Genomic DNA, 24505 nt, shown 5'->3' with positions numbered 1-24505 from the left:
GTTCGGGCTATGTCTGATGGCGGCAGACTCTCAAGCTAGTCCCGCCTGACGAGTCTTGCGAGCCGTATCCTTGAATGTGCGTGGTTTGCGAGCAGTCGTAGCCGCTTCAAACGATGATGGCTACACAGTAGCTGGACAGGTTTGCAGGCCTCAGGTTCCCGCCTCAGGTATCATGCGCGGCTCAAGGAGACGCTTTGATGAATACCCTGTTTCTGCATTGCCGCCCCGGTTTCGAGGGCGAGGTCTGCGCCGAGATCAGCGACCTCGCGGCTCGTCTGGACGTGCCCGGCTACTCCAAGGCCAAGCCTGGCAGCGCGTGCGCCGAGTTCGTCTGCAACGATGCGGCCGATTGCGAGCGCCTGATGCGCAGCGTGCGTTTCAACCAGTTGATCTTCCCGCGGCAGTGGGCGCGTGGGCGCTTCGTCGAGCTGCCGGAGAGCGAGCGCATCAGTGTGCTGCTGGAGGCACTGGCCGACTACCCGGTGTGCGGCAGCCTGTGGCTGGAGGTGCTCGACACCAACGAGGGCAAGGAAGTCTCCACCTTCTGCAAGAAGTTCGAGGCCCCGCTGCGCAAGGCGCTGCTCAAGGCCGGCAGGCTGGTGGAGGACGCGAAGAAACCGCGCCTGCTGCTGACCTTCAAGAGCGGCCGCGAGGTGTTCGCCGGCATCGCCGAGGCGGATAACCTGGCGATGTGGCCGATGGGCATTCCGCGCCTCAAGTTCCCGCGCGAGGCGCCGAGCCGTTCCACGCTCAAGCTGGAGGAGGCCTGGCATCACTTCATCCCGCGTGAACAGTGGGACCAGCGCCTGGCGCCGGGCATGACCGCCGTGGACCTGGGCGCTGCGCCCGGTGGCTGGACCTGGCAGCTGGTCAACCGGGAAATCCGCGTCACTGCCGTGGACAACGGGCCGATGGCCGAAAGCCTGATGTATTCGGGGTTCGTGGTGCACCAGCGGGCTGACGGCTTCACCTTCCGCCCGCGCCATCCGGTGCACTGGATGGTCTGCGATATCGTCGAGAAGCCGGCGCGCACCGCCTCGATGATCGAGACCTGGCTGGGCGAGGGGCTGTGCCGCGAGGCGGTGGTCAACCTCAAGCTGCCGATGAAGCAGCGCTATGCCGAGGTGCGGCGCTTGCTCGAGCGCATCGCGTCGGGGCTGGCGGAGCGAGGCATGAAGGTCAGTATCGGCTGCAAGCAGCTCTACCACGACCGTGAGGAAGTGACCTGTCATCTGCGCCGCCACGGCAAGTGAGGGGATGAACCGGGCTCGGGCCGCAGGGGCCCGGCCCGGACTCCCGCGTCGTTCCGGAGTCCTCCCGGAGCGCGCGTGCGGGCCATCCCTGACACGCCGGAGCGCAGGCACTCTGCCGCAGTTGGCGAGCATGCGCCGCCCATCCAAGGTTGTGCGCGCAGGGTGACCTGGAGGTCAGCTTTGCGCGACAATGCGCGCCTGCCTGTGGAGCCCCCTATGTCCGAAGCCCTGACCCTCAATCACGATGACCTGCTCGACGCCAGTGGCCTGAACTGCCCCGAGCCGGTGATGATGCTGCACAACAAGGTGCGCGACCTGTCGCCGGGCGGCCTGCTCAAGGTGATCGCCACCGATCCCTCGACCCGTCGTGACATTCCCAAGTTCTGTGTGTTCCTGGGCCATGAGCTGCTCGGCCAGGCCGAGGAAGACGGCACCTACCTGTACTGGATCCGCAAGAAGACGGACTAGCCAGCCCAGGATTCGGCGTCGCGCCCGGCGCCTTTCCATCCCGTTTGCCCCGGCGCCAGGCCGCAGCTGTTCAGCACCTTCTGCCAGGCCTTGACGTGGCGCGCCGTGGCGGCGCGAAACGCCTGCCACAAACCGTCCTGTTCGCCAGCCAGTCGCTGCAGGTGCTCGCGGGTGGCCGCTGGAATGCCCTCGACGCGCTGCAGCTGGTGCAGCACCGCCTGCCACTGCTGGCCGCGCTGGTCGACCTGCGCCAGGTACGGCTGCAGGCCGCCGGCGTAGAATTTGACGAAGATGTTCTGCAGGATGCGCCCGCGTGGCGTCGCCTGGCCCAGCGGGCACAGGGGGCGCGTGCGCTGGCGCTGCTCCAGCAGTTCACTGCCGGCGTCGAGGGTGTGGCGCAGGCTGGCCAGGCTGGTGATCAGCTGGCCGCCTTGCTCGCTGGCGTAGAGCGCGAAGAACAGCGGGTCCAGGGTGTCGCTGCCCGACGGCAGCTGGCGGGGCAGGGCCGCGCCGACGCTGGCCAGGCGCTGCAGGGCGTCGAGGGCGGCGTTGTCTTTCTGGCTGCCGAGCGGCAATGCCTGGTCGGCGAAACGCAGGTAGTGCTCGAACTCCGGGCTGCCATTGAGTGCGTTCCAGAACACGGCGGGCAGTTGCCGGCGTTTCTCTGCGGCCAGGCGCTGCAGGGTGCCTTTCAGGCTGGCGCTGTCCGGCAGGTGCGGCAGGCAGTCGTCGATGGCGCGTAGCAGGTCGCCCTCGTAACCCAGGCGCTGGCTGGGCAGGAGCTGCTTGCCCAGGCTGCTGTTGCGCTGGCTGATGAGTTGCTGCAGGTGCGGGCAGCGCCGCGCATCGATCACCAGATCGAGCAGGCCGATGCGCAGTTCCGGCAGCTCCAGCAGGCGCTGGCGTCGCGCGGGCAGGCGATACTGGCTGAGCGTGCGCGTGTCGAAGGGTGCGAAGTCCGCACCGTCGAGCGAGCGCTGCAGGCGTTCGAGGTAGTCGCGCTGCAGCGCCAGCCCGTCGTTGCCCGGTTGGCAGCCGGCCAGCAGCAGGAGGCCGAGGAACAGGACGAGTCGTGTCATGGGCTCAGTCTAGAGCCGATCCCCCGGCTATCCAATCGCCCTCGTTCAGACCGCGTGACGAATGCGCCTGCGTGCGCTGCGCGCCAGGCGAATGGCGAGCATCACCGCCGCGCAGGTCAGGCCGACCACCAGGCCCTGCCACAGGCCGCTGGGGCCGCTGGGTTCGCCGAGCCAGTCGGACAGCCCCAGGGCGTAGCCCACCGGCAGGCCGATGCCCCAGTAGGCGAAGAGCGTCAGCAGCATGGTGATGCGGGTGTCCTGATAACCACGCAGGGCGCCGGCAGCAGTGACCTGGATGGCATCGGAGAACTGGAACAGCGCGGAGTACACGATCAGCGTCGCCGCCACCGCGATCACTGCCTTGTCCGGGGTATAGATCTGCGCGATCTGCTCGCGCAGCAACAGCATCAGGCTGGCCGACAGGCAGGCGTAGCCCAGCGCGGCGCCCATGCTCACACCGGCCGCGAAGCGCGCCTCGCGCGGCTGCCCGCGTCCCAGTGCCTGACCGACGCGCACTGTGGAGGCCATGGCCAGCGAGTAGGGAATCATGAACACCATGGAGCTGAAGTTCAGGGCAATCTGGTGCCCGGCGACCACGGTCGCGCCGAGGCCGCCGATCAGCAGGGCGATCACCGCGAAGATGCTGGATTCGGCGAAGACGGCCACGCCAATCGGCACGCCGATGGCCAGCAGGCGGCGGATCACGGCCCATTGCGGCCACTCGAAATGAGCGAACAGCCCGCTGGCGCGGTAGTAGGGCGCCCATTTCACCCAGACCAGCATGCCGATCAGCATGAAGCCCATCACCAGCGCCGTGGCCCAGCCGCAGCCGACACCGCCCATGGCCGGCAAACCGAACTTGCCGTAGATGAAGATGTAGTTGGCCGGAATGTTCAGCATCAGGCCGATGATGCCCAGCACCATGGTCGGTCGCGTGTGGCCCAGGCCGTCGCTGAAGCAGCGCAGCACATGGAACAGCGCGACCGCAGGAAAGCCGCAGGCCACGGCCCGCAGATAGCCCATGGCCGGGGTGACCAGGGCCGGCTCGACATTCATGTGGCGCAGGATGAACTCGGCATTCCACAGCAGCGTCGCCGCGCTGCCGCCCACGGCCAGGGCCAGCCACAGGGCCTGGCGTACCAGCGGGCCGATGCTCGGTTCTTCGCCCGCGCCGAAACGCTGTGCGACCTTGGGTGTGGTCGCCAGGAGCACGCCGGTCATCAGCAGGAACACCGGCACCCAGATCGAGTTGCCCAGCGCCACGGCGGCCAGGTCCTGCGGGCTGACGCGCCCGGCCATCAGCGTATCGACGAAGCCCATGGCGGTGTGCGCCAGTTGGGCGATGATGATGGGGGTGGCCAGCAGGAGCAGGCTGCGCAGTTCCGTGCGCACGCGGCCAAGGCGGGTGTCGGTGGACATTTCGGTTCTTCGGGAAGGCAGGAAACCGCGTAGTCTACGCCTTGACGTGTCGGTCAGGAAAGCTCGGTGTGACGCACCGTCAAGCGGCCTGCGGGGCGACGCTGACGGCGATGCTGGCTTAGAATGGACGCCTGCCTCGTGGAGCCCGCCATGCTGATAGTCGCTGACGAAAACATTCCCCTGCTCGATGAATTCTTTGCCGGTTTCGGCCGTATCCGCCGCCTGCCTGGACGTGCGATCGGCGCGGCGGACGTGCGCGGTGCCGACCTGCTGCTGGTGCGCTCGGTGACCCAGGTCGACCGCGCCCTGCTCGAAGGCAGCAAGGTCCGTTTCGTCGGCACCTGCACCATCGGCACCGATCATCTGGACCTCGACTACTTCGCCGAGGCGGGCATCGCCTGGAGCAGTGCGCCGGGCTGCAATGCCCGTGGCGTGGTCGATTACGTGCTGGGCAGCATCCTCGCCCTGGCCGAGCGCGAGGGGGCCGACCCGGCCACGCGGGTCTACGGTGTGGTGGGCGTGGGGCAGGTCGGCGGGCGCCTGGTCGATGTGCTGCAGGCGCTGGGTTGGCAGGTGCTGGTCTGTGACCCGCCGCGACAGGCTGCCGAGGGCGGCGCGTTCGTCGATCTGCAGCAGATCATCGAGGCGTGCGACGTGATCAGCCTGCATACGCCGCTGGACGCGTCGACACGTCACCTGTTCGATGCCCGGCGCCTGGCCGCATTGCAGCCTGACACCTGGTTGATCAACGCCAGTCGCGGCGCGGTCGTGGACAACGCCGCCCTGCGCGAGCTGTTGCCGGTGCGGTGCGATCTTCAGGCCGTGCTGGATGTGTGGGAGGGTGAGCCGCAGGCCGATGTTGAACTGGCTGCGCTGTGCCAGCTGGCGACGCCGCATATCGCCGGCTACAGCCTGGACGGCAAGCTGCGCGGTACGGCGCAGATCTATCAGGCCTGCTGCCGCGTTCTCGGCGTGGCCGAGCAGGTGAGCCTGGCCGATCTGCTGCCGCCGCCCTGGCTGGGTGAGCTGTGCATCGACGCCAGCGCCGAGCCCGGCTGGCTGCTGACCAGTCTGTGCCGGGCGGTGTACGACCCACGGCGCGACGACGCCGATTTTCGCCGCAGCCTCGTGGGCGAGGCCGCCACGCGCCGCGCGGCATTCGACCACCTGCGCAAGCATTACCCCATGCGCCGCGAGATCGACGGGCTGCGCGTACGCCTCCAGGGCGAGGCGCCGCAACTCGCCAGGCTGGTGCAGGCGCTGGGCGCAACCTTGGTGTAACGCTGCGGCCAGGCAATGAGGCGCTATCCATGCGCCTTATTTTTATGGGTATTAAATTGCATGCAATTTAATTGCTCGCTATTTTGTTCGCCACTCTCATCCATTCAGGACGATTCCCATGAGCAATGCGCTTTTCGATATTCCGGTCACCACCATCAAGGGCGAGCAGAAAACCCTGGCGGACTTCGGCGGCAAGGCCGTGCTGGTGGTCAACACCGCCAGCAAGTGCGGCTTCACTCCCCAGTACAAGGGCCTGGAAAGCATCTGGCAGCAGTACAAGGACAAGGGCCTGGTGGTGCTTGGCTTCCCCTGCAACCAGTTCGGCAAGCAGGAGCCGGGTGACGAAGGGGCGATCTCCGAGTTCTGCGAGCTGAACTTCGGTGTCAGCTTCCCGTTGTTCAAGAAGGTCGACGTCAATGGCAGCGATGCGCATCCGCTGTTCGTGCAGTTGAAGAAGCGTGCGCCGGGCCTGCTCGGCAGCCAGGGCATCAAATGGAACTTCACCAAGTTCCTGATCGGTGAGGATGGCCAGGTGGTCAAGCGTTTCGCCCCGACCACCAAGCCGGAAGAGCTGGGCAGCGAGATCGAAGCGCTGTTGAAATGAGTGCATCCGATAGCGCGCAACTGCAGCTGGACAACCAGCTGTGTTTCAAGCTGTACGCGGCGTCACGTGCGGTCATTCGTGCCTACAAGCCGATGCTCGACGCGCTGGGCCTGACCTACCCGCAGTACCTGGTGATGCTGGTGCTGTGGCAATGGCAGGACGAGGCGCCAGTGCAGCCCACGCTCAAGGCGCTCGGCCAGCGCCTGCAGCTGGATTCGGGGACCCTCACGCCGCTGCTCAAGCGCCTGGAGCACATGGGCCTGGTGCTGCGGCGGCGTTCGGCCAGCGACGAACGTGAGGTGCATCTGGCACTGAGCGAGGCGGGGCAGGGCTTGCGCGCGCAGGTTCCGCCATTGAAGGCACAGCTGCTGTGCCAGTTCGCCGATCAGGAGCTGCTGGAGATGGAGGGGCTGCGGCGCAATCTGGACCAGCTGCTGGCCAGGCTCAACGGCTGACGCTCTCCGGCAGCCAGGTGTTGAGCATGTTGGCCAGCTCCTCGCGCTGGAAGGGCTTGGCCAGGTAATCGTTCATGCCGGCGGCGCGACAGCGTTCGCGCTCGTCGGACAGCGCATTGGCGGTCAGGGCCACGATCGGCAGTTCCGGCCAGCGACCGTTGCTGCGAATGCGCCGGCTGGCCTCGTAGCCATCCATCACCGGCATGTTGCAGTCCATCAGGACCAGGTCGACGGACTCCTGCTCCAGCACGTCCAGGGCCTCGGCGCCGTGGCCGGCGATCAGTACCTGGTAGCCGAGCTTGCTCAGCATGCCCTTGGCCACCATCTGGTTGACCGGGTTGTCCTCGACCAGCAGCACGCGGGCCGAACTCGAGCGCGTCGGCTTGGCCTGGGCGTCGGCATGCACGTCGCCGTCGTCGCTCTGCAGAATGTGCCGCAGCACCTGGATCAGGCCGCTGCGGGACAGCGGGCGGGCGATCTGCAGCAGGGGCATGAGACGCTGCGCCTGATCGTGCGGCAGGAAGTTGCCATAGGCCGTCACCAGCAGCACCGGTGTGCTGATGGCCGGGCGAATGCCGAGCAGGCACTCCGGGCAGTCGCTGATCAGCAGGTCGGCGTCGACACCGAGCAGGCTGGCATCGGTATCCAGGCGGCGGAAGCCCAGGCCCCAGGCGGGCAGCCACTGGCTGAGCATCTGCTGCAGGCCGCTGCTGGCGGCGGTCAGCGCGACGATGTTGCCTTGCAGCAGCGGCTGCGGGTTGGCCTGCGCATGCGTGGGCAGCGGCAGTTCGGCGCGGAACTCGCTGCCGAAGCCTTCCTTGGAGTCGAGGCTCAGCTGGCCATGCATGGCCTCGCAGAGACGTCGGGTCAGCGCCAGGCCGAGGCCGGTACCGCCATACTCGCGGGTGATGCCCACCTCGGCCTGGGCGAAAGGCTGGAAGATGCGCGCCTGGGCTTCCTCGGAGATGCCGATGCCGGTATCGCGCACGCGGATGCAGATCCCCTCGGGGCAGCGCGTCAGCGCCAGATCGACGCGGCCGAAGCGGGTGAACTTCAAGGCATTGGACAGCAGGTTGCTGACGATCTGGCGCACCCGGGTCGGGTCACCCAGCACCTGCGCCGGCAGCGCGGGGTCGATCAGGCAGGTCAGCTCGACGGCACCTGCCGCGTTCTGCGACAGCAGGCTGGCGGTTTCTTCGGCCAGGGCGCCGATATCGAACGGGATGGACTCCAGTTCGAGTTGCCCGGCCTCGAACTTGGACAGGTCGAGGATATCGTTGAGCAGGTCGACCAGCACCTTGCCGGAGTCATGGGCGATGCCCAGCTGCTGGCGTTGTTCGGCACTGAGCGGGCCGTCCAGTGCCAGGGCGAGCATGCCCAGCAGGCCGTTGAGCGGCGTGCGAATCTCGTGGCTCATGTTGGCCAGGAAGGCCGAACGCGCCTGCGCCATGTTCAGCGCCGTGGTGCGGGCGACCTCGAGTTCGCGGTTGGACTGGCTGAGGCGGGCATTGGTGGCCTTGAGTTCGGCCGTGCGCGCCGAAACGATGTTCTCCAGCTCGTTCAGGTACTGGGTCAGGCGGTCCTCGGCATTGCGCCGCTGCTCGATTTCCTGGGCGATGCTCGACAGCTGGCGGTTGGTGACCTCCACCAGAATGCCGATCTCATCGCGCTCGTGGCCTTCCGGGCAGGGCACCGGACGATGCTGCGGGTCCTGCGGGTTGCGCTCGCTGAGCGCGCGGATCACGCCGGTCAGCGGCTTGGTCAGCATGAAGTAGAACAGCACCAGCAGGATCAGCGACAGCAGCAGGCTGCGGGCGAAACCGGTCAGCAGGGTCAGCAGGGAGCGCCGCAGAAAGTGGCTGCCGAAGGCATAGGTGTCGACCTCCAGGCGCAGAATGCCCAGCGCCTCATGGGGCGCATGGGAGACGAAGAGCGGGTCCTGGAATTCGCGCTCGGCGCTGAACAGGCTGTCGCTGAATACCCTGTAGCGACTCTCGCTGCGCGGCCGGCTGACGCTGGCCAGCACCAGGCCGCTGTTGTCGATCAGCTCGGCGCGGGTAACCGCTGGCGAGCGCAACAGGCCGAGCACCAGCTCCTGGGCCAGTTCCGCGTCGATGTTGTAGGCGATGCGCGCTGCCGGGTTGTGGCTGATTTCCAGCAGGGCGCGAATCTCTCGGTTGATGGAGGCGTCTTCGCTGGCATAATCGATCGCCACCTGGGTGACGCTCAACAGCGTGCCGAGGATAAACGCCACCAGCACGGTCAGGCCGGCCTGTTTGAATGACAGGCGATTGGTGAGCGAAATATCCATGAATGTGTGCGTGTCTCTGATCCTTGGCGCATGCCAAGCATAGCTGATCGCGACGCTGTATCGGCAGAGCCTGCAACGTGCGGTTCTGCGCAAAAGGAGTAGTCGATCGTGGATTCCCGATTGCTGGACTTTCTGGCCCGCGCCGAGCAGGTGCTGGAACGCCTTGAACCCTTGCTGCCGGCGCTGCGTCCGCACGTGGACTGGAGCCACTGCGTGGCGGCGCGCTGGGTGCGTGATGGCCGCAGTGGTTTCCTGCAGCCGCTGGACGTGTGCCTGGACCTGTCGCTGAGCGATCTGCTGGGGGTGGATGTCCAGCGCGAGCAGCTGGCGCGCAACACCCGTCAGTTCGTCAGCGGCCTGCCGGCCAACCACGCACTGCTGTGGGGGGCGCGGGGTACGGGCAAGTCATCGCTGGTGCGCGCCCTGCTCGCCGAGCACGCTGCGGCAGGCCTGCGCCTGATCGAGATCGAGCGCGACCACCTGGCCGATCTGCCACGGGTGGTGGAATTGCTGGCGGGGCAGTCGCAGCGTTTCGTGCTGTTCTGTGACGACCTCTCGTTCGAGGCGGGCGAGGGCGACTATCGGGTGCTCAAGAGCGTGCTCGACGGCTCGCTCGAGCAGGCGCCAGACAATGTATTGCTGTACGCCACCTCCAACCGCCGCCACCTGGTGCCCGAGCGGCAGAGCGACAACGAGAACTGGAAGATGGTCGATGGCGAGCTGCACCCCAGCGAGGCCGTCGAGGACAAGATCGCGCTGTCCGACCGCTTCGGTCTGTGGCTGTCGTTCTATCCCTTCAGCCAGGAGCACTTCCTGATCGTCGTGCGTCATTGGGTCGAGGTACAGGCGCGCCAGGTCGGCCTGCGCTGGAACTGGGACGAGGCGCTGGAGAAGGCCGCCATTCGCTGGGCGCTGGGGCGCGGCAACCGCAACGGCCGTTGCGCCTATCAGTTCGCCCGTCACTGGGTCGGCCTGCAACTGCTGGAGCAACAGGCATGATCGATCTGTCGCAAACCGGCTCCGGTCTCGATGGCTACCGCTTGCTGAGCGCACAGCTGGAGGCGCTGCTCAGCGGCGAGCGGGATTTCATCGCCAATGCCGCGCAGTTCTCCGCCTTCCTCTTCCATGAACTGGCGGACCTGAACTGGGCGGGTTTCTACCTGGTCAAGGACGGCGAACTGGTGCTCGGGCCGTTCCAGGGCAAGGTTGCCTGCGTGCGCATCGCCTTCGGCCGTGGCGTCTGTGGCGCCGCTGCTGCCAGCCGGCAGACGCAGCGCATCGAAGACGTGCATGCCTTCGCCGGGCATATCGCCTGCGACAGCGCTTCGAACAGCGAGCTGGTAGTGCCGCTGGTGAAGGATGCCCGACTGATCGGGGTGCTGGACCTGGACAGCCCGTCGCTCGGGCGCTTCAGTGAGGCCGATCAGGCCGGGGTCGAGGCGCTGGCGGCGATCTTCCTGGCGGCCAGCGACTGCTGAGCCGTGACGGGGCACCAGCGGCCGCGCACCGGCGTGGCTGCGTGCCCGCGAGCGGCGCGCCTTGCGCAACGGCTCAGGACAAGCGCTGCTCAAGTCATTAAACTCGCCCGGTTCTCGCCATTCCGGATTCCGCACCATGCAGCACCCCGCCGAACACTCTCCGCTGGGCAAGTCCAGCCAGTACATCGCCGAATACAGCCCCGAACTGCTGTTTCCCATTTCGCGCACGACCAAGTGGGCCGAGCTGGGCCTGGATGGTGCCAACCTGCCGTATCAGGGCGTGGATTACTGGAACTGCTATGAGCTTTCCTGGCTGCTGCCGTCCGGCAAGCCGGTGGTGGCCATCGCCGAATTCGCCATCCCGGCCGATTCGCCGAACATCATCGAGTCGAAGTCGTTCAAGCTCTATCTCAACTCGCTGAACCAGACGATGTTCGCCAGTTGGGACGAGGTGCAGGCGACCCTGGCCAGTGATCTGTCTGCGGTGGCCGGCAAGCCTGTGGCCGTGCGTCTGCGTTCGCTGGCGGAAGTGGCGGAGGAGGGCGTGGCGACGTTGCCGGGCCAGTGCATCGATGAGCTGGAAATCAGCGTCAGCCAGTACGATCACCCGCAGCCGGAGCTGCTGCGTTGTGACGCCGGACGGGTGGAGGAGGCGTGCCTGCACAGCCACCTGCTCAAATCCAACTGCCCGGTCACCGGTCAGCCGGACTGGGGCAGCCTGGTGGTGCACTACCAGGGCGCGGCGCTGGATCCTGCCAGCCTGCTGGCCTATCTGGTGAGCTTCCGTCAGCACGCCGATTTCCACGAACAGTGCGTGGAGCGCATCTTCCTCGACCTGCAGCGCCTGCTGAACCCGCAGTCGCTGACCGTGTATGCGCGCTATGTGCGCCGTGGGGGACTGGACATCAATCCCTACCGCAGCTCGGCGGCGATCACTAGCGAGAACGGTCGTCTCGCGCGTCAGTGATGCCATGAAAAATGCCGCCTTCGGGCGGCATTTTCTGCTGGAGGCGCCGGTGTCATCCGGCGCAGGCTGTTCAGATGCCCATGTTGGCCAGGCTTTGCATGATGTTGCGCAGAGTGCCGGCGAGCGTGGGGTGGCTGGCCTCGAAACGCTCCACTGCCAGGTTGACGCCATCGACCAGCGTCGCATCCGGTGCAGCCGCAGCCTCGCGCGCCAGTTGCACCTCGATTTCCTGGGTCAGCAGGTAAAGCGATGCCCGTTCTTCCTCACTGAGCGGCGTGTCCTGGGCCAGGTGTTGCTGTAGGGCTTCCAGTTGCTGCTGCAGGTCGCTTGCTGGCATAGAGTTCTCCTTGTCGAATCGGCATAGGCATTGACCCCAGGCCATGCTGGAAGTTTTCCGCCTGTACCTGAAGGGTACTCCAAGCGTGGCGCTTTTGCCTGACCCGGATCAACCGCTCAGGGTCTTTCGCCCTTGCTGCGGCGCATGCCGATGTCGTCCAGGCTGGCGGCGATTTCGCCCAGGTGATCGACCACCGAATGAGCGCCCAGGCGATAGAGCTGCAGCGTGGCTTCGGCACGCAGGCGCTCCTGCTGGTTGCCGGCCAGCGCCTGCCAGTCGGCCGGGGCATGCCCGCACAAGGGGCCGCAGGCGGCCAGGCCGATGGTCCAGCAACCGGCGTTCAGCCCGGCCTGCAGCAGCAGCGGGTTGCCGCTGACCAGGATGCAGCCGTCCAGGCGCTCGACCCCCAGCTGGGTCAGCGCTTGCCAGCAGCTGTCGGGGGCCGGCCAGGCTCTGGCCTGCTGCGGCAGGGCTGCCAGCACCGAGTCCGGCAGCGCCTCGGCCAGGCGCAGGCTGGCATCGCTCGGCAGCCTGTCGAGCCAGGCGCAAGGCACGCCACCGTCGGCCAGGTCATTGAGCAGGCGTTCGGCGCCTGGCGCCAGTTCGGCGTGTTCGCCGGCCACCTCGCTGAGCGTCTCCCGCAGGGCCTGCAGCTGCGCTGGCGTCGCGGGGCGCCCCAGTGAAGCCTCCAGTGCCTGCTGAGGGGTGTCGACAGGCGTCGTTGTGCTGCATTCGGGGTAGAGCCGTTGCAGGGCGACGGGCAGCGTGCGCGCGCCGAAGTCGACCAGGCAGCCGGATAGCTCGAAGAGGAGGGCGGTCGGAGAGGAGGGCATGGCAGCGTCCGTGACAGTGGCCCCGCTCAATCTACTGGTGCTGGATGACCAAAAGATGACCGTCAGGTGACGGTGAACAGCGCACGCACGTGTTCTGGCAGGGCAACGGAACGGCCGCTGGCGTGATCGACCCACACCAGCTTGCAGTAACCTTCGCCGTACAGCGTCTCGGGATCGTCCAGCGTGCTCAGGCGATGCTCGACTACCAGGCTGCTGCGACCAGCCTGGCCGGCGCGCAGCTCGACGATCACGGTCGCCGGGTGGACCACGGGTTTCAGGTAGGTGTGCTGGGTCTGCAGCACGACCGGGCCCTGGGGCACGTTGCTCATGGGCACGCCCGCCAGTTCGAGCCAGGCGACGCGGGCCTCCTCCAGGTATTGCATGTAGATGATGTTGTTGACGTGTCCGTAGCTGTCCATGTCGCCCCAGCGTACGGGGATGTGGGCGGTATGCAGCAGTGTCTTATCGGTCATGGCAATTGTTCGCTATGCTGCCCAAGACGGGCTCCTGGCTTTATACTACGCGGCCTTCGGGCCGCTGGCGGTGGCCACGTTATTTTCCTCAAGGAGAGAATTCAATGCATGTGACCGGTACTCGCTGGATCGCGCGCCTCGGCAGTCTGGTCGCGCTCGTTGGCCTGAGCTGCTTGCCTGTGCTGAGTCAGGCGGCGTCGGAGGATGACCCCTGGGAGGGCTTCAACCGTGCCATGTTCAGCTTCAACGACACGCTCGACACCTACGCGCTGAAGCCGGTCGCACAGGGCTACCAGGCCGTGACGCCGCAGTTCCTCGAAGACGGCGTGCACAATGTCTTCGGCAATATCGGCGATGTCGGCAACCTGGCCAACAACCTGCTGCAGGGCAAGTTCCACGATGCCGGCGTCGATACCGGGCGTCTGCTGTTCAACACCACCTTCGGTCTGCTGGGCTTCTTCGATGTGGCCAAGCACATGGGGCTGCAGAAGAACGACGAAGACTTCGGCCAGACCCTCGGCGCCTGGGGCGTGGGGAGCGGGCCCTACCTGGTGATCCCGTTCCTCGGCCCGAGCACCGTGCGTGATGCCACCGGCCGCGTACCGGACAGCTTCCTGACGCCCTATCCGTACATGGACCACGTGCCGACCCGCAACGTGAGCCGTGGCGTGGAAGTCATCGATACCCGTGCCAGCCTGCTGCAGGCCGAGCGCCTGGTCAGCGGCGACAAGTACATCTTCATCCGCAACGCCTACCTGCAGAGCCGCGAGTTCAAGGTCAAGGACGGTGAGGTCGAGGACGACTTCTGAGCACCTTGGCGGACGCAAAAAAGGCGGCCCAGGGCCGCCTTTTTCGTAAGGGCAGATTTCAGCTCATGGAGAGGATGGCCAGCCCGAGCGACTGACGGCCATCCTCGAGGTCACTGATGCGCACCACCTCGGCCTGGGCATCGAGGCCCGCCAGCTCGTTGTGTTCGGAGGGGATGTGGACCTTGACCTTATCGCCCATGCTCAAGGTGACTTCGGCCTCGATTTGCATGCCGGTACTGGAGAGATCCAGGCACATTGCCGGGATTTCCCGGCCAGCATGATGGAGGATGACTGGAGCTTCCAATCGCATGCGGATGTAGTCGCGTTTCTCGCTGTACGCTCGATCGTTCTGACTCATGGACCCTGTCCTCTTCTTATGAGCTCTCCCGCGGCTCTTATAACCCCCGCCGATTTGACCTGTAAAGCCGCCGAACGACGACCGGTCCCGGCTTGAATCGCTGGACAGATGGGAGTACCGTCTGCCCCTTGAAATCGCCCTGGCGCCACCGATGCGGCGCCGCGCTACGGGCAGTGACCAAAAATTGCCCTGGCGCAGTTTGCCTGGATACCCCATGCACAAAACCAGTGCCACTCTGCTGATCATCGACGACGACGACGTCGTGCGTGCAAGCCTCGCGGCCTATCTCGAAGACAGCGGCTTCAAGGTGTTGCAGGCCAATAACGGTTTGCAGGGGCTGGAAGTCTTTCAGCAGGAACACCCCGACCTGATGATCTGTGACCTGCGCATGCCGCAGGTCGACGGACTCGAGCTGATCCGCCGGATCAATGCGCTGGGCATCGAAGTGCCGGTCATCGTGGTGTCCGGGGCCGGCGTGATGAACGATGCCGTCGAGGCCCTGCGCCTGGGTGCGGCCGATTACCTGATCAAGCCCCTGGAAGACCTGGCCGTGCTCGAGCACTCGGTAAACCGAGCGCTCGACCGCTATCGCCTGCGCCAGGAAAACCAGCGCTACCGCGACAAGCTCGAAGCGGCCAACCGCGAGCTGCAGGCCAGCCTGCACCTGCTGCAGGAAGACCAGAACGCCGGGCGCCAGGTGCAGATGAACATGCTGCCGGTGACGCCCTGGCAGGTGGATGACCTGACCTTCGCGCACCAGATCATTCCGTCGCTGTACCTCTCCGGAGACTTCGTCGACTACTTCCGTATCGACGAACGGCGCATCGCCTTCTATCTGGCGGACGTCTCCGGGCACGGCGCGTCCTCCGCGTTCGTCACCGTGCTGCTCAAGTTCATGACCACGCGCCTGCTCTACGAGTGGCGGCGCGGCGGCGGGCTGCCGGAGTTCAAGCCCTCGGACGTGCTCGGCCACATCAACCGTGGGCTGATCAACTGCAAGCTGGGCAAGCACGTGACCATGCTCGGCGGGGTGATCGACCAGGACAGCGGTACGCTGACCTACAGCGTCGGTGGCCACCTGCCGCTGCCCGTGCTGTTCGAGAACGGTCAGGCCCGCTATCTGGAAGGGCGCGGTCTGCCGGTCGGCCTGTTCGAAGAGGCCGAATACAACGATCTGGTCATGGCGCTACCCGAGTCGTTCAGCCTGACCCTGTTGTCCGATGGCATCCTTGACCTGTTGCCGGGAGATACCCTGAAAGACAAGGAACTGGTGCTGCCACAACTGCTTAGCCAGGCTGGCGGTACCCTGAGTGGTTTGCGTCAAGTTCTCGGTCTGGCCAATCTGGGCGAGATGCCGGATGATATCGCCTTGCTGGTGTTGAGCAGGAACCTTGCATGAATCCTGGGATGAGCCCCGGTCGCATCCAATTCGCCGAGCAGGACGGTACCTTCGTCCTGAAGTTCGTCGGTGAAGTCCGGCTGACATTGTGTTCAGCGCTGGATGCCACGATTGAAAAGATTTTTACCGCACTGAATTTTTCGGCCATCGTCATCGACCTGACCGAAACCCGCAGTATCGATAGCACCACGCTCGGTTTGCTGGCGAAATTGTCCATTCTGTCCCGGCAGAAGGTTGGCCTGTTGCCCACCGTGGTGACCACGCACGACGATATCACCCGCCTGCTGGAGTCCATGGGCTTCGATCAGGTGTTCAATATCGTCAACCGGCCGATCCCTTGTCCGGAGTGCCTGGACGACCTGCCTTCGCAGGATCAGTCCGAGGAAGTGGTCAAGGCCAAGGTGCTGGAAGCGCACCGTATCCTGATGGGGCTCAACGATTCCAATCGCGAGGCCTTTCACGATCTGGTCAGCGCGCTCGAACGGCACTGACCTCGGGCGTATTCGAAAGGGGGCGTCAGCGTGGCTGACGCCCCCTTTTTTCATTCAGGCCGTGGCAGTCAGCAGCGCCTCGAGCTTTTCCTGGTCGCGGGCGAACAGACGAATGCCCTCGGCCAGTTTCTCGGTGGCCATGGCGTCTTCGTTCAGCGCCCAGCGGAAGGCGCTCTGATCGAGACTCTGGCGCGGCTCGCCCGCTGCCCCCGGCGCCAGCTGGCGGCTCAGCTGGCCGTCGTCCTCGGCCAGTTTCTGCAGCAGCTCGGGGCTGATGGTCAGGCGGTCGCAGCCAGCCAGTGCTTCGATCTGGCCGAGGTTACGGAAGCTCGCGCCCATCACCACCGTGTCATAGCCATTGTGCTTGTAGTAGTCGTAGATGCGGGTGACCGACTGCACGCCCGGGTCTTCACTGCCGACGAAGTCGCGGCCTTCAGCCTTCTTGTACCAGTCGTAGATGCGCCCCACGAACGGCGAGATGAGGAACACACCGGCATCGGCGCAGGCCTGGGCCTGGGCGAAAGTGAACAGCAGGGTCAGGTTGGTCTGTACGCCCGCTTTCTCCAGGCGTTCGGCCGCGCGAATGCCTTCCCAGGTCGAAGCGATCTTGATCAGCACGCGTTCGCGGCCGATCCCCGCTTTTTCATAGAGACCGATCAGGCGTTCAGCACGCTGCAGGGTGGCCTCGGTGTCGAATGACAGGCGTGCGTCGACCTCGGTCGAGATACGCCCCGGGATGACCTTGAGAATCTCCTGACCGACCGCGACGGCAAAGTGATCGCACGCCAGGCCCAGGTCCCCCTTGCCCGCGTCGACGGCCTGGCGCAGGAGGTCGGCATAGCGGGGCAGGGCCGCGGCCTTGAGCAGCAGCGACGGGTTGGTGGTGGCGTCCACCGGTTGCAGGCGAGCGATGGCGTCGAGGTCGCCGGTGTCGGCGACTACGGTGGTGAACTGCTTGAGTTGTTCCAGCTTGGAGGTCATGACGTGGCCTTGTCGTTGCGGATGGCATGACCTTACCCGAGGCGCTCCGGGCGCTCAACGGTCGGGTCACTGACAAAATTTACCTGCATGGGATGCGCTTTTTGCTCGCTCGTTCGTCTTTATCTATACAGGCGTGGTAGAACGCCCCTGAGTCGGTGGAGTCCGACTTGTAACGAGCAGCCAAGGAACCCGAATTATGTCGACCCAGACCCAGTCCTCTCGTTCACTCGAAGCTGTGCCGGACACGCGCCAGTGTCGTGAGTGGCTACAGGCGGTCGGGCTGCGCTTCAGCATGCCCCGGCTCAAGGTGGTGGAGGCGCTGTGCGTGGCGGATGAGGAGCAGGGCGTATCCGCCCGCGAGCTGCACCAGCAGCTGTGTGACGCCGGCGAGCCGCTGTCCCTGGTCAGCGTGCGCCAGGTCCTGCGGCGCATGGAAGACAACGGCATGGTCCGGGCGACAGGGCGCAGCCGCTATCGCCTGGTGACGCCGGCTCAGTGTCCGCGCAGCAGTTCGGCTGCCTGATCGAGCAGGCCCAGCGGGTCCTGGACCTTGTTCAGGTCGGTCGACAGCAACTGGCGGAAGCGGCGTGCGCCAGGAAAGCCCTGGGCCAGGCCGAGTACGTGACGGCTGATGTGGTGCAGGGTGCCGCCGTCGCGCAGGTGTTGCTCCACGTAGGGACGCATGGCGAGCAGGGCGTCCAGGCGCGTGATGCCATTGCCTGGCGCGCCGAACAGGCGCTGGTCGACCTGCGCCAGCAGGAAGGGGTTGTGATAGGCCTCGCGGCCGAGCATCACGCCATCGAACGTCTGCAGGTGCTGCTCGCATTCCTCCAGGGTCTTGATGCCGCCATTGAGGACGATCTCGAGGTCGGGGAAGTCCTGCTTGAGCTGGGCGGCGATGTCGTAGCGCAGCGGCGGAATCTCGCGGTTCTCCTTGGGCGACAGGCCTTCGAGGATGGCGATGCGCGCGTGCACGGTGAAGCTGCGGCAGCCGGCATCACGCACCTGGCCGACGAAGTCGCATAGCTCGGCATAGCTGTCGCGACCATTGATGCCGATGCGGTGCTTCACCGTCACCGGGATGCTCACGGCATCCTGCATGGCCTTCACGCAGTCCGCCACCAGCGCCGGGTGGCCCATCAGGCAGGCGCCGATCATGTTGTTCTGCACCCGGTCGCTGGGGCAGCCGACGTTCAGGTTCACCTCGTCATAGCCGTGTTCTTCGGCCATCTTCGCGCAGGTCGCCAGGTCCTGCGGGTTGCTGCCGCCCAATTGCAGGGCCAGTGGGTGTTCGCACTCGCTGTAGCGCAGGAAGCGCTCGCGATCACCGTGGATCAGCGCACCTGTCGTGACCATCTCGGTGTAGAGCAGGGCATGGCGTGACAGCTGGCGCAGGAAGAAGCGGCAGTGACGGTCCGTCCAGTCCATCATCGGCGCCACGGAGAAGCGGCGGGACAGGGCAGGGCGTGTGGTGGCGGCTTTCAGCTTGGATTCTTGATGCATCGTCGATCAGTGCAGTTGAAACCTGCGCCCGTACCCTCGGCAGCGATGCTGAGGGTCCCGGCAGGTGGGCAAGTAATCGGCAATTCTACCAAGAAAGCGCCTGCCCGGCGCAGTCGGACGTCGCCAGGTGCAGCGGCGCTGGTTATCCCCGATGTGCAGAATGCACGAGGGCGGGAAAGTCCCGCCCTCGTGCCGTCACGCAATCAACCGATGTAGCCGAACGCTCTCGGCAGATACAGCGAGAGCGGGGGCCAGTAAGTCGTCACCAGCATGACCGGCAGTGCCGCGAATGCCATGAAGCCGAGGGCCGGGCGCATGACCTGGGACATGCCCACATTGCCTATGCGACAGGTCATGAACAGGATCGGGGCCATAGGCGGGCTGTTGCAGCCGATGACCACGCTGGTGCCGACGATGGCTGCGAATTGAATGGGCTCTACGCCAATGTTCACCATCACCGGCAGCAGCAGCGGGCTGATGATGGCGACGACGCTGACATCGTCCATGATCATGCCGAGCAGGATCAGAAACACGTTCACCACCAGCAGAATGAGCAGCTTGTTCTGGAACAGGTCCATCAGCAGGTCGGTCAGCTGCTGGGGGACGCGTTCGAGGGTGAAGATCCGACTGGCCACGAAGGAGAACACCAGGATGACCATGATCACACCGGTGGTGGTGGCCGCCGCGATGAAGCACTCGGCGAGGCGCTTGAGATCCAGCTCGCGATAGATGAACAGGCCGACGGGGATGGAGTAGACCACCGCGATGGCGGCCGCCTCGGTGGGAGTGAAGACGCCGCCATAGATGCCGCCGAGGATGATCACCGGCAGCAGCAGCGCTGGAAATGCCTTCCACATGGAATTGCCGATCTCTTCGGCGCGCTGGCGGAATCCGACGGGCTGTTGCAGCGGGTCGTGCCCTGTACGCATCTTGATCCAGTTGATCAGGCACAGCAGCAGGATCAGCAGCATGCCCGGGCCGATGGTCGCGAGGAAGCAGGCGGCGACCGACTGGCGTGTCACCACGGCGAACAGGATCATGGTGATGCTCGGCGGGATGAGCAGGCCCAGCAGCGAGGAGATACCCAGCAGGGCGCTGGTGTATTCGCGCGGATAGCCATGCTTCTCCATCGGGCCGATCATGATGGTGCCGATGGACGCGACTGCTGCAGAGGCCGTGCCGGAGATGGCGCCGAACACGCCACAGGCGACGACCATCGACGAGCCCATGCCGCTTCGCGACTTGCCCACGATGGCCTCGACGAAGTGCACCAGGCGAGCGGCCATGCCCCCCGCCTGCATCAGGTAGCCGGTCATGACGAAAAGAGGGAGGGCCAGCAGGATGACGGAATTGACCGACCAGAAGCCGGTGGTCATCAGCGACGAGATATCGACCCCGTAACTGATGGCCAGCACCAGAGTCATCGCGGCGAATGAGAAGACAACCGGAACTCCGATCATCATCAGCATGATGACGACGACGATAGCAAGTATTGCGCCCATGATAAGTCTCTGTATCTCTTGTAGGTTTATCTGCGAGTGGCGGGTTCTGGATGTTCAGGCCTGTTCTTGATCAGGGCCGCTGCAGGAACGAAAGCTGTTGATGTCGTTCAGGACATCTCGCAGTTGATAGAAGATGAAGAGGATGCTGGCGACGAACAGGCTGCTCTGTGACAGGTACCAGGGCATTTTCAGCACGGTGCTGCTCTGGCCTTTGATGACGGCCCAATAGAGCAGGTCGTAGCTCCAGGAGGCGAAGAAGATCGCCATGACCAGCGATATCAGCGCGGCAACGATACGAAACGCCTGGATCGTCTTCGGGTTCTTGAACATGACCTCGATGAAGTCGGCCGTCAGGTGCGAGCGGTCACGTGAGGCGAGAACGGCGCCCAGCATGTACAGCCACATGGCGCCCAGCAGCACCAGTTCCTCGAGACCGAACACCGGTTTGCCCATCACGGCGCGCGCGAAGATGCCATAGGCCAGGAAAACAGCTACCAGGAAGCTGATTACGACGACGACCGGCTTGATGATGAGCATGAGAAATTTGTCGATCGACACCATCAGTGTCAGCAACTTGTTCATCAAGATGTCCTGCTGTTGTAAATAGAAAAAGGCAACCGTAAGACGCATGGGTTGCCTCAAGGCTGGCGTTATCGCCGGCTAATTATTCGGGGACGGAGGCGTTGGCGCGGATCTTGTCCATGATCTCTTTGCCAAGGGATTTTTCCGCTTCCGGCCATACCTCGGCCCGTACCCGCTTGACCCAGGCCTGCATGTCTGCGGTGGAGGGCTCGATGTACTTCATGCCGGCCTCCTGGGCCTTGGCAATCCACTTGTCGTCCTCGGCCTTGGCGTCCTTGAACTGCTTGTCGATCACGTGTTCTGCCGCCGAGGCGATGATCGACTGATCCTCGGCGTCGAGCGCCTCCCAGGTCGCGTTGTTCATCAGCATGGCGTAGGACGAAAAGTTGTGCTTGGAGTGCACGAAGTAATCGAGTTGGTCGCGGAAGTATTCGTAGTCCCAATAGATGACGTTGCTCGAGTCGCCGTCGACGACCCCGGTCTGAATCGATGTGTAGACTTCGGCCCAGTCGATCGGAACGGCCTGGAAGCCCATGGCCTTCATGGTTTGAGGCAGCGGGAATACGGGCTGCGACCGAACTTTCATGCCGGCGGCATCTTGATAGTTGGTGGCATAACGGCCCTTGGTCGCGATGCCCCCGAAACCTTCGGGGTAGGGGCCGAAATACTTCAGGCCAATATCGGCATAGACCGGGTCGAGGATGTTCTTCAGCCAGCCGTCTTTGTCATAGGCTTTCAGCGCATCGTCCCAGCCCAGGGTGAGGTAGGGAATGTAGTTGACGCCAAGGCGTTCGTCATACGAAGTCTGAGGCCAGGTCAACATCATATCGATATTGCCTTTTACAAGTTGGTCGAACAGTTCCTGTTGGCCACCAAGTTCACCCTGATAATAAATATCGACCTTCATGCGCCCGGCGGACTTTTCCTTTATCTGGTCGGCCCAGAGTTGCATGGATTTGGCCGACGCCGAGTCACGGTCGCCGGATTCCAGTGCAAGTTTGAAGCTGTAATCCTTGTTGCTTGCCAGTGCCCCTGTAGTGCAGCCCAGCGCCAGGGCGGTGGAAATGACGACTGCCTGTGATGCTTTAAATAGCGTTCGGATCGACTGTTTCATTTTTATCTCCGGGACTTTTGTTTGATTGCCGAGTCACGCGCTCTTCAATCTTTGTTGTGTCCAGATGGGTTGTTAACACGCCGGTCTGAACGGTATGTCGGTCGTCACTGAGCGTCAAGAAACAAAACCGGCGAGCAAACGATAACGTCACGTTATGGCAGCGCCCGCTATTCAGGTGCAAGGCGCGCCATTACCTGAAGTTATCGTTTGTGGAACATAAAAGTTGATTGTCGCGTGACGTCGCTTGTCATTAGATCTTGCGTCGTTCGTCTTTGTGTTTTGTTTCGAACCACGACAATTATTAATAGGTGAGGCCTATGCGATTTGAAGGAATCTATACCCCGGTAATTACGCCCTTTCGTGAAGACTTCAGTATCGACTTCGATGCATATATGGCGTCCATTGATTATCTGATCGAGGCCGGGGTGCATGGCGTTGTCGTGGGTGGCACGACGGGCGAGTACTACGTCGAATCTCACGACGAGCGTGTTCGCCTGCTCGAGATCGCGGTGGCGCGCTGTGCGGGGCGTGTGCCGGTGATCTTCGGCACCGGCTCGATCGATCCGAACGAGTCGATTCGCCTGGCCAGGGCGGCCGCCGAGTACAAGGCCGATGCGATCCTGGTCGCCACGCCTCCTTACTCGCTGCCGACCGAGCACGAAGTCGCGCAGCACGTGCTGGCGGTGGACCGCGCCGCCAACCTGCCGGTCATGCTGTACAACTACCCGGCGCGCATGGGCACGGTGATGGGTGAGGCCTGCCTGGACGAGGTGCTCGCTTCGCCGAACATCCGTTCCATCAAGGAAAGCTCGGGCGATATCAACCGCCTGCATCTGCTGATGCAGAAGTATCCCGACCTGCAGACTTCCTGCGGCATGGACGACCAGGCGCTGGAGTACTTCGCCTGGGGCGCCAGGAGCTGGGTCTGCGCAGGTTCCAACTTCCTCGCCGAGGAACATATCGCCCTGTACGACGCCTGTGTCGTGGAAGGCAACTTCGACAAGGGGCGGCGCATCATGGGCGCGATGATGCCGCTGATGAGCGTGCTGGAGCAGGGCGGCAAGTTCATCCAGAGCGTCAAGCACGGCGTGACCCTGGCGGGTCGATTCGCCGGGGTGACCCGCAAGCCCTTGCTGGGCCTGGACGAGGCCGAGCAACAGCAGCTGGAAACGGTGATTCGCACGTTGAAGGCGAGCATTGCCGCGATCCAGAAGGAGGGCAAGTGATGAGCGACCTGCTGACCCTTGATGAGTATCGTGCCATTGCCGATGGCCTGAAGATCCAGACGCAGAGCTTCATCGGCGGGGCGTTCCGCCCGGCGCTGTCCGGGCAGACGCTGCCGACCATCAACCCGGCGACCGGGGCGGTCCTGGCGGAGATCGCGGCCTGTGGCGCCGAGGATGTCGATCTGGCCGTACAGAGCGCCCGCGAGGCGTTCGAGGATGGTCGCTGGAGTCGCCTGCATCCGCGTGAGCGCAAGGAGACCTTGCTTCGTCTCGCCGCGCTGATGGAGCGCGACCGTCGGGCGCTGGCGGTGCTGGAGTGTCTCGATTCCGGCAAGCCCATTGCCGACTGCGAGACCATCGATGTGCCTGAAACCATCCACGTGCTGAAGTGGCATGCGGAGCTCATCGACAAGATCTACGACCAGACCGCGCCGGTCGGCTCGGACGTGGTGGCGATGGTCGTGCGCGAGCCGATCGGCGTGGTCGGCGCCGTGCTGCCATGGAACTTCCCGCTGCTGATGCTCGGCTGGAAGCTGGGGCCGGCGCTGGCTGCGGGCTGCTCGGTAGTGGTCAAGCCGGCGACCCAGACCTCGCTGACGGCGCTGCGTATCGCCGAGCTGGCCAGGGAGGCCGGCCTGCCAGCCGGGGTACTGAACGTCGTCACCGGTTCCGGCTCGGTCGTCGGCGCGGCGCTGGGGCGTCATCCGGATGTCGACATGGTGGCGTTCACCGGTTCGACCGAAACCGGCCGACGCTTCCTCCACTACGCCGCCGAGTCGAACCTGAAAGAGGTGGTGCTCGAGTGCGGTGGCAAGAACCCCTGCATCGTTCTGGATGACGCCGAGGACCTCGATGCAGTCGCGGACCAGGTGGTCTCGGCGGCATTCTGGAACATGGGCGAGAACTGCTCGGCCGGCTCGCGGCTGATCGTGCATGAAAAGATCAAGGACGAGCTGATGAGCCGGGTCTGCGCCAAGGCGGCCGAGTGGCGCACGGGCGAGCCGCTGGACCCGAGCAATCAGTTGGGCGCGCTGATCGACAGCGGGCACTTCGCCAAGGTGTGCAGCTATCTACGCCAGGGCAAGGAGGCCGGCCATCGGTTGCTGCTCGGTGGCGAGGTGCTGGGCGACAACTTCGTGCCGCCGACGATTTTCGACGGTGTGCGCAGCAGTGACGTGCTGGCTCGCGAGGAGATCTTCGGCCCCGTGTTGGCGGTGGTGACCGTGTCCAGCTTCGAGGAGGCGATCGCGGTTGCCAACGACAGCGAATACGGTCTGGCCGCGTCCGTGTTCACTGCCAGTTCGCGCAAGGCCCTGCGGGCCGCGCGGGCCATCCGGGCCGGCACCGTCACCGTCAACTGCTTCGGCGAAGGGGATATCACCACGCCATTCGGTGGTTACAAACAGTCGGGCTTCGGCGGTCGTGACAACTCGATCCATGCGCACGATCAGTACACCGAGCTGAAGACGATCTGGATCAGCCTCGGGGACGAAACGATCGAGGGCTGAGGGCGGGCGCGCTGAAATGCGCCGATGCCCTGCCTGGGGCATCGGCGAGTCCGCTCGGCGGGCGGCCTGCGTCA

The 24505-nt window shown here is 64.5% G+C and carries 26 protein-coding genes; 14 read left to right on the top strand and 12 right to left on the bottom strand.

Features of this window, described 5'->3' with window-relative positions:
• Positions 1–197: 197 nt before the first annotated feature.
• Complete coding sequence (gene rlmM, locus E4487_RS15605) at positions 198–1253, top strand: 23S rRNA (cytidine(2498)-2'-O)-methyltransferase RlmM (protein ID WP_037050655.1); 1056 nt, start codon at positions 198–200, stop codon at positions 1251–1253.
• Between the two features lie 216 nt (positions 1254–1469).
• Positions 1470–1721, top strand: coding sequence for a sulfurtransferase TusA (tusA, locus tag E4487_RS15600; RefSeq protein WP_037050659.1), 252 nt, complete (start codon positions 1470–1472; stop codon positions 1719–1721).
• Here the strand turns inward: tusA and E4487_RS15595 are convergent.
• Together E4487_RS15595 and E4487_RS15590 are read right to left on the bottom strand one after the other, a co-directional pair.
• Positions 1718–2800, bottom strand: coding sequence for a DUF3080 domain-containing protein (locus E4487_RS15595; RefSeq protein WP_175253799.1), 1083 nt, complete (start codon positions 2798–2800; stop codon positions 1718–1720). The two genes, tusA and E4487_RS15595, sit on opposite strands and share 4 nt — an antisense overlap.
• A gap of 45 nt (positions 2801–2845) precedes the next feature.
• A complete protein-coding gene (locus E4487_RS15590) occupies positions 2846–4219 on the bottom strand; it encodes an MATE family efflux transporter (protein WP_134675575.1) in 1374 nt (457 codons plus the stop codon).
• 150 nt (positions 4220–4369) lie between these two features.
• Here E4487_RS15590 and pdxB point away from each other — a divergent pair, with 150 nt between their 5' ends.
• The 3 genes from pdxB (at position 4370) to E4487_RS15575 (ending at position 6559) form a co-directional block, all read left to right on the top strand.
• Positions 4370–5500, top strand: a complete 1131-nt coding sequence (gene pdxB, locus E4487_RS15585) for a 4-phosphoerythronate dehydrogenase PdxB (protein ID WP_175253798.1) — start codon at positions 4370–4372, stop codon at positions 5498–5500.
• A gap of 118 nt (positions 5501–5618) precedes the next feature.
• Positions 5619–6104 carry a glutathione peroxidase gene (locus tag E4487_RS15580; protein WP_134675577.1) on the top strand — a complete coding sequence of 162 codons (486 nt, stop codon included), beginning with the start codon at positions 5619–5621 and terminating at the stop codon, positions 6102–6104.
• Positions 6101–6559, top strand: coding sequence for a MarR family winged helix-turn-helix transcriptional regulator (locus tag E4487_RS15575; protein ID WP_175253797.1), 459 nt, complete (start codon positions 6101–6103; stop codon positions 6557–6559). The genes E4487_RS15580 and E4487_RS15575 overlap by 4 nt, the downstream gene beginning before the upstream one ends.
• On the opposite strand, the gene E4487_RS15570 is transcribed toward E4487_RS15575, so the two are convergent.
• A complete protein-coding gene (locus tag E4487_RS15570) occupies positions 6549–8870 on the bottom strand; it encodes a response regulator (RefSeq protein WP_175253796.1) in 2322 nt (773 codons plus the stop codon). The genes E4487_RS15575 and E4487_RS15570 overlap by 11 nt on opposite strands.
• 108 nt (positions 8871–8978) lie before the next feature.
• Here E4487_RS15570 and E4487_RS15565 point away from each other — a divergent pair, with 108 nt between their 5' ends.
• The 3 genes from E4487_RS15565 to queF all read left to right on the top strand — a co-directional run bounded on the left by E4487_RS15565 (position 8979) and on the right by queF (position 11315).
• Positions 8979–9869, top strand: coding sequence for an ATP-binding protein (locus E4487_RS15565; RefSeq protein ID WP_150605647.1), 891 nt, complete (start codon positions 8979–8981; stop codon positions 9867–9869).
• Complete coding sequence (locus tag E4487_RS15560; protein ID WP_037050676.1) at positions 9866–10348, top strand: GAF domain-containing protein; 483 nt, start codon at positions 9866–9868, stop codon at positions 10346–10348. Before E4487_RS15565 ends, E4487_RS15560 begins: the two co-directional genes overlap by 4 nt.
• A gap of 136 nt (positions 10349–10484) precedes the next feature.
• Positions 10485–11315 carry an NADPH-dependent 7-cyano-7-deazaguanine reductase QueF gene (queF, locus tag E4487_RS15555; protein ID WP_175253795.1) on the top strand — a complete coding sequence of 277 codons (831 nt, stop codon included), beginning with the start codon at positions 10485–10487 and terminating at the stop codon, positions 11313–11315.
• 70 nt (positions 11316–11385) lie between these two features.
• On the opposite strand, the gene E4487_RS15550 is transcribed toward queF, so the two are convergent.
• The 3 genes from E4487_RS15550 to E4487_RS15540 all read right to left on the bottom strand — a co-directional run bounded on the left by E4487_RS15550 (position 11386) and on the right by E4487_RS15540 (position 12958).
• Entirely contained in the window at positions 11386–11652 is a 267-nt protein-coding gene (locus E4487_RS15550; RefSeq protein WP_037050680.1) for a DUF4404 family protein, read from the bottom strand.
• Positions 11653–11768: 116 nt separating this feature from the next.
• Positions 11769–12485: a phosphatase gene (locus E4487_RS15545; protein ID WP_037050681.1), complete on the bottom strand. Its 717-nt coding sequence runs from the start codon at positions 12483–12485 to the stop codon at positions 11769–11771.
• Positions 12486–12547: 62 nt separating this feature from the next.
• A complete protein-coding gene (locus tag E4487_RS15540; protein WP_175253794.1) occupies positions 12548–12958 on the bottom strand; it encodes a thioesterase family protein in 411 nt (136 codons plus the stop codon).
• A 104-nt stretch (positions 12959–13062) separates the two neighbouring features.
• Between E4487_RS15540 and E4487_RS15535 the strand changes: the two genes are divergently transcribed.
• Positions 13063–13767 carry a VacJ family lipoprotein gene (locus E4487_RS15535; protein WP_175253793.1) on the top strand — a complete coding sequence of 235 codons (705 nt, stop codon included), beginning with the start codon at positions 13063–13065 and terminating at the stop codon, positions 13765–13767.
• Between the two features lie 58 nt (positions 13768–13825).
• Here E4487_RS15535 and E4487_RS15530 read toward each other — a convergent pair whose 3' ends face one another.
• Positions 13826–14125 (bottom strand): PilZ domain-containing protein, encoded by a 300-nt coding sequence (locus E4487_RS15530; RefSeq protein WP_037050688.1) that lies wholly within the window; start codon positions 14123–14125, stop codon positions 13826–13828.
• A gap of 214 nt (positions 14126–14339) precedes the next feature.
• Between E4487_RS15530 and rssB the strand changes: the two genes are divergently transcribed.
• On the top strand, positions 14340–15524 hold the full coding sequence (rssB, locus tag E4487_RS15525) for a two-component system response regulator RssB (RefSeq protein WP_037050690.1): 1185 nt from the start codon (positions 14340–14342) through the stop codon (positions 15522–15524).
• A gap of 8 nt (positions 15525–15532) precedes the next feature.
• Positions 15533–16015, top strand: coding sequence for an anti-sigma factor antagonist RssC (gene rssC, locus E4487_RS15520; RefSeq protein WP_037050692.1), 483 nt, complete (start codon positions 15533–15535; stop codon positions 16013–16015).
• Between the two features lie 54 nt (positions 16016–16069).
• On the opposite strand, the gene tal is transcribed toward rssC, so the two are convergent.
• Complete coding sequence (gene tal / locus E4487_RS15515; RefSeq protein ID WP_150605644.1) at positions 16070–16996, bottom strand: transaldolase; 927 nt, start codon at positions 16994–16996, stop codon at positions 16070–16072.
• A 196-nt stretch (positions 16997–17192) separates the two neighbouring features.
• Between tal and E4487_RS15510 the strand changes: the two genes are divergently transcribed.
• Positions 17193–17519 carry a transcriptional repressor gene (locus E4487_RS15510; protein ID WP_175253792.1) on the top strand — a complete coding sequence of 109 codons (327 nt, stop codon included), beginning with the start codon at positions 17193–17195 and terminating at the stop codon, positions 17517–17519.
• Here E4487_RS15510 and dusA read toward each other — a convergent pair.
• From dusA to dctP, 4 genes are all read right to left on the bottom strand, one after another.
• Positions 17489–18499 (bottom strand): tRNA dihydrouridine(20/20a) synthase DusA, encoded by a 1011-nt coding sequence (dusA, locus tag E4487_RS15505; RefSeq protein WP_175253791.1) that lies wholly within the window; start codon positions 18497–18499, stop codon positions 17489–17491. The genes E4487_RS15510 and dusA overlap by 31 nt on opposite strands.
• 203 nt (positions 18500–18702) lie before the next feature.
• Positions 18703–20001, bottom strand: coding sequence for a TRAP transporter large permease (locus E4487_RS15500; protein WP_175253790.1), 1299 nt, complete (start codon positions 19999–20001; stop codon positions 18703–18705).
• Between the two features lie 54 nt (positions 20002–20055).
• Positions 20056–20583 carry a TRAP transporter small permease gene (locus E4487_RS15495; protein WP_175253789.1) on the bottom strand — a complete coding sequence of 176 codons (528 nt, stop codon included), beginning with the start codon at positions 20581–20583 and terminating at the stop codon, positions 20056–20058.
• 82 nt (positions 20584–20665) lie between these two features.
• Entirely contained in the window at positions 20666–21697 is a 1032-nt protein-coding gene (dctP, locus tag E4487_RS15490; protein WP_080757095.1) for a TRAP transporter substrate-binding protein DctP, read from the bottom strand.
• A gap of 317 nt (positions 21698–22014) precedes the next feature.
• Here dctP and E4487_RS15485 point away from each other — a divergent pair, with 317 nt between their 5' ends.
• Complete coding sequence (locus E4487_RS15485; protein WP_175253788.1) at positions 22015–22923, top strand: dihydrodipicolinate synthase family protein; 909 nt, start codon at positions 22015–22017, stop codon at positions 22921–22923.
• Positions 22923–24431: an aldehyde dehydrogenase gene (locus E4487_RS15480; protein WP_175253787.1), complete on the top strand. Its 1509-nt coding sequence runs from the start codon at positions 22923–22925 to the stop codon at positions 24429–24431. Before E4487_RS15485 ends, E4487_RS15480 begins: the two co-directional genes overlap by 1 nt.
• Positions 24432–24505: the final 74 nt, after the last annotated feature.

It is taken from the genome of Pseudomonas sp. BMW13, from assembly GCF_013357275.1.
Taxonomy (GTDB): domain Bacteria; phylum Pseudomonadota; class Gammaproteobacteria; order Pseudomonadales; family Pseudomonadaceae; genus Aquipseudomonas; species Aquipseudomonas khazarica.
Note: the sequence above shows the minus strand (reverse complement) of the source record. Positions and strands in the feature narration are given on the sequence as shown.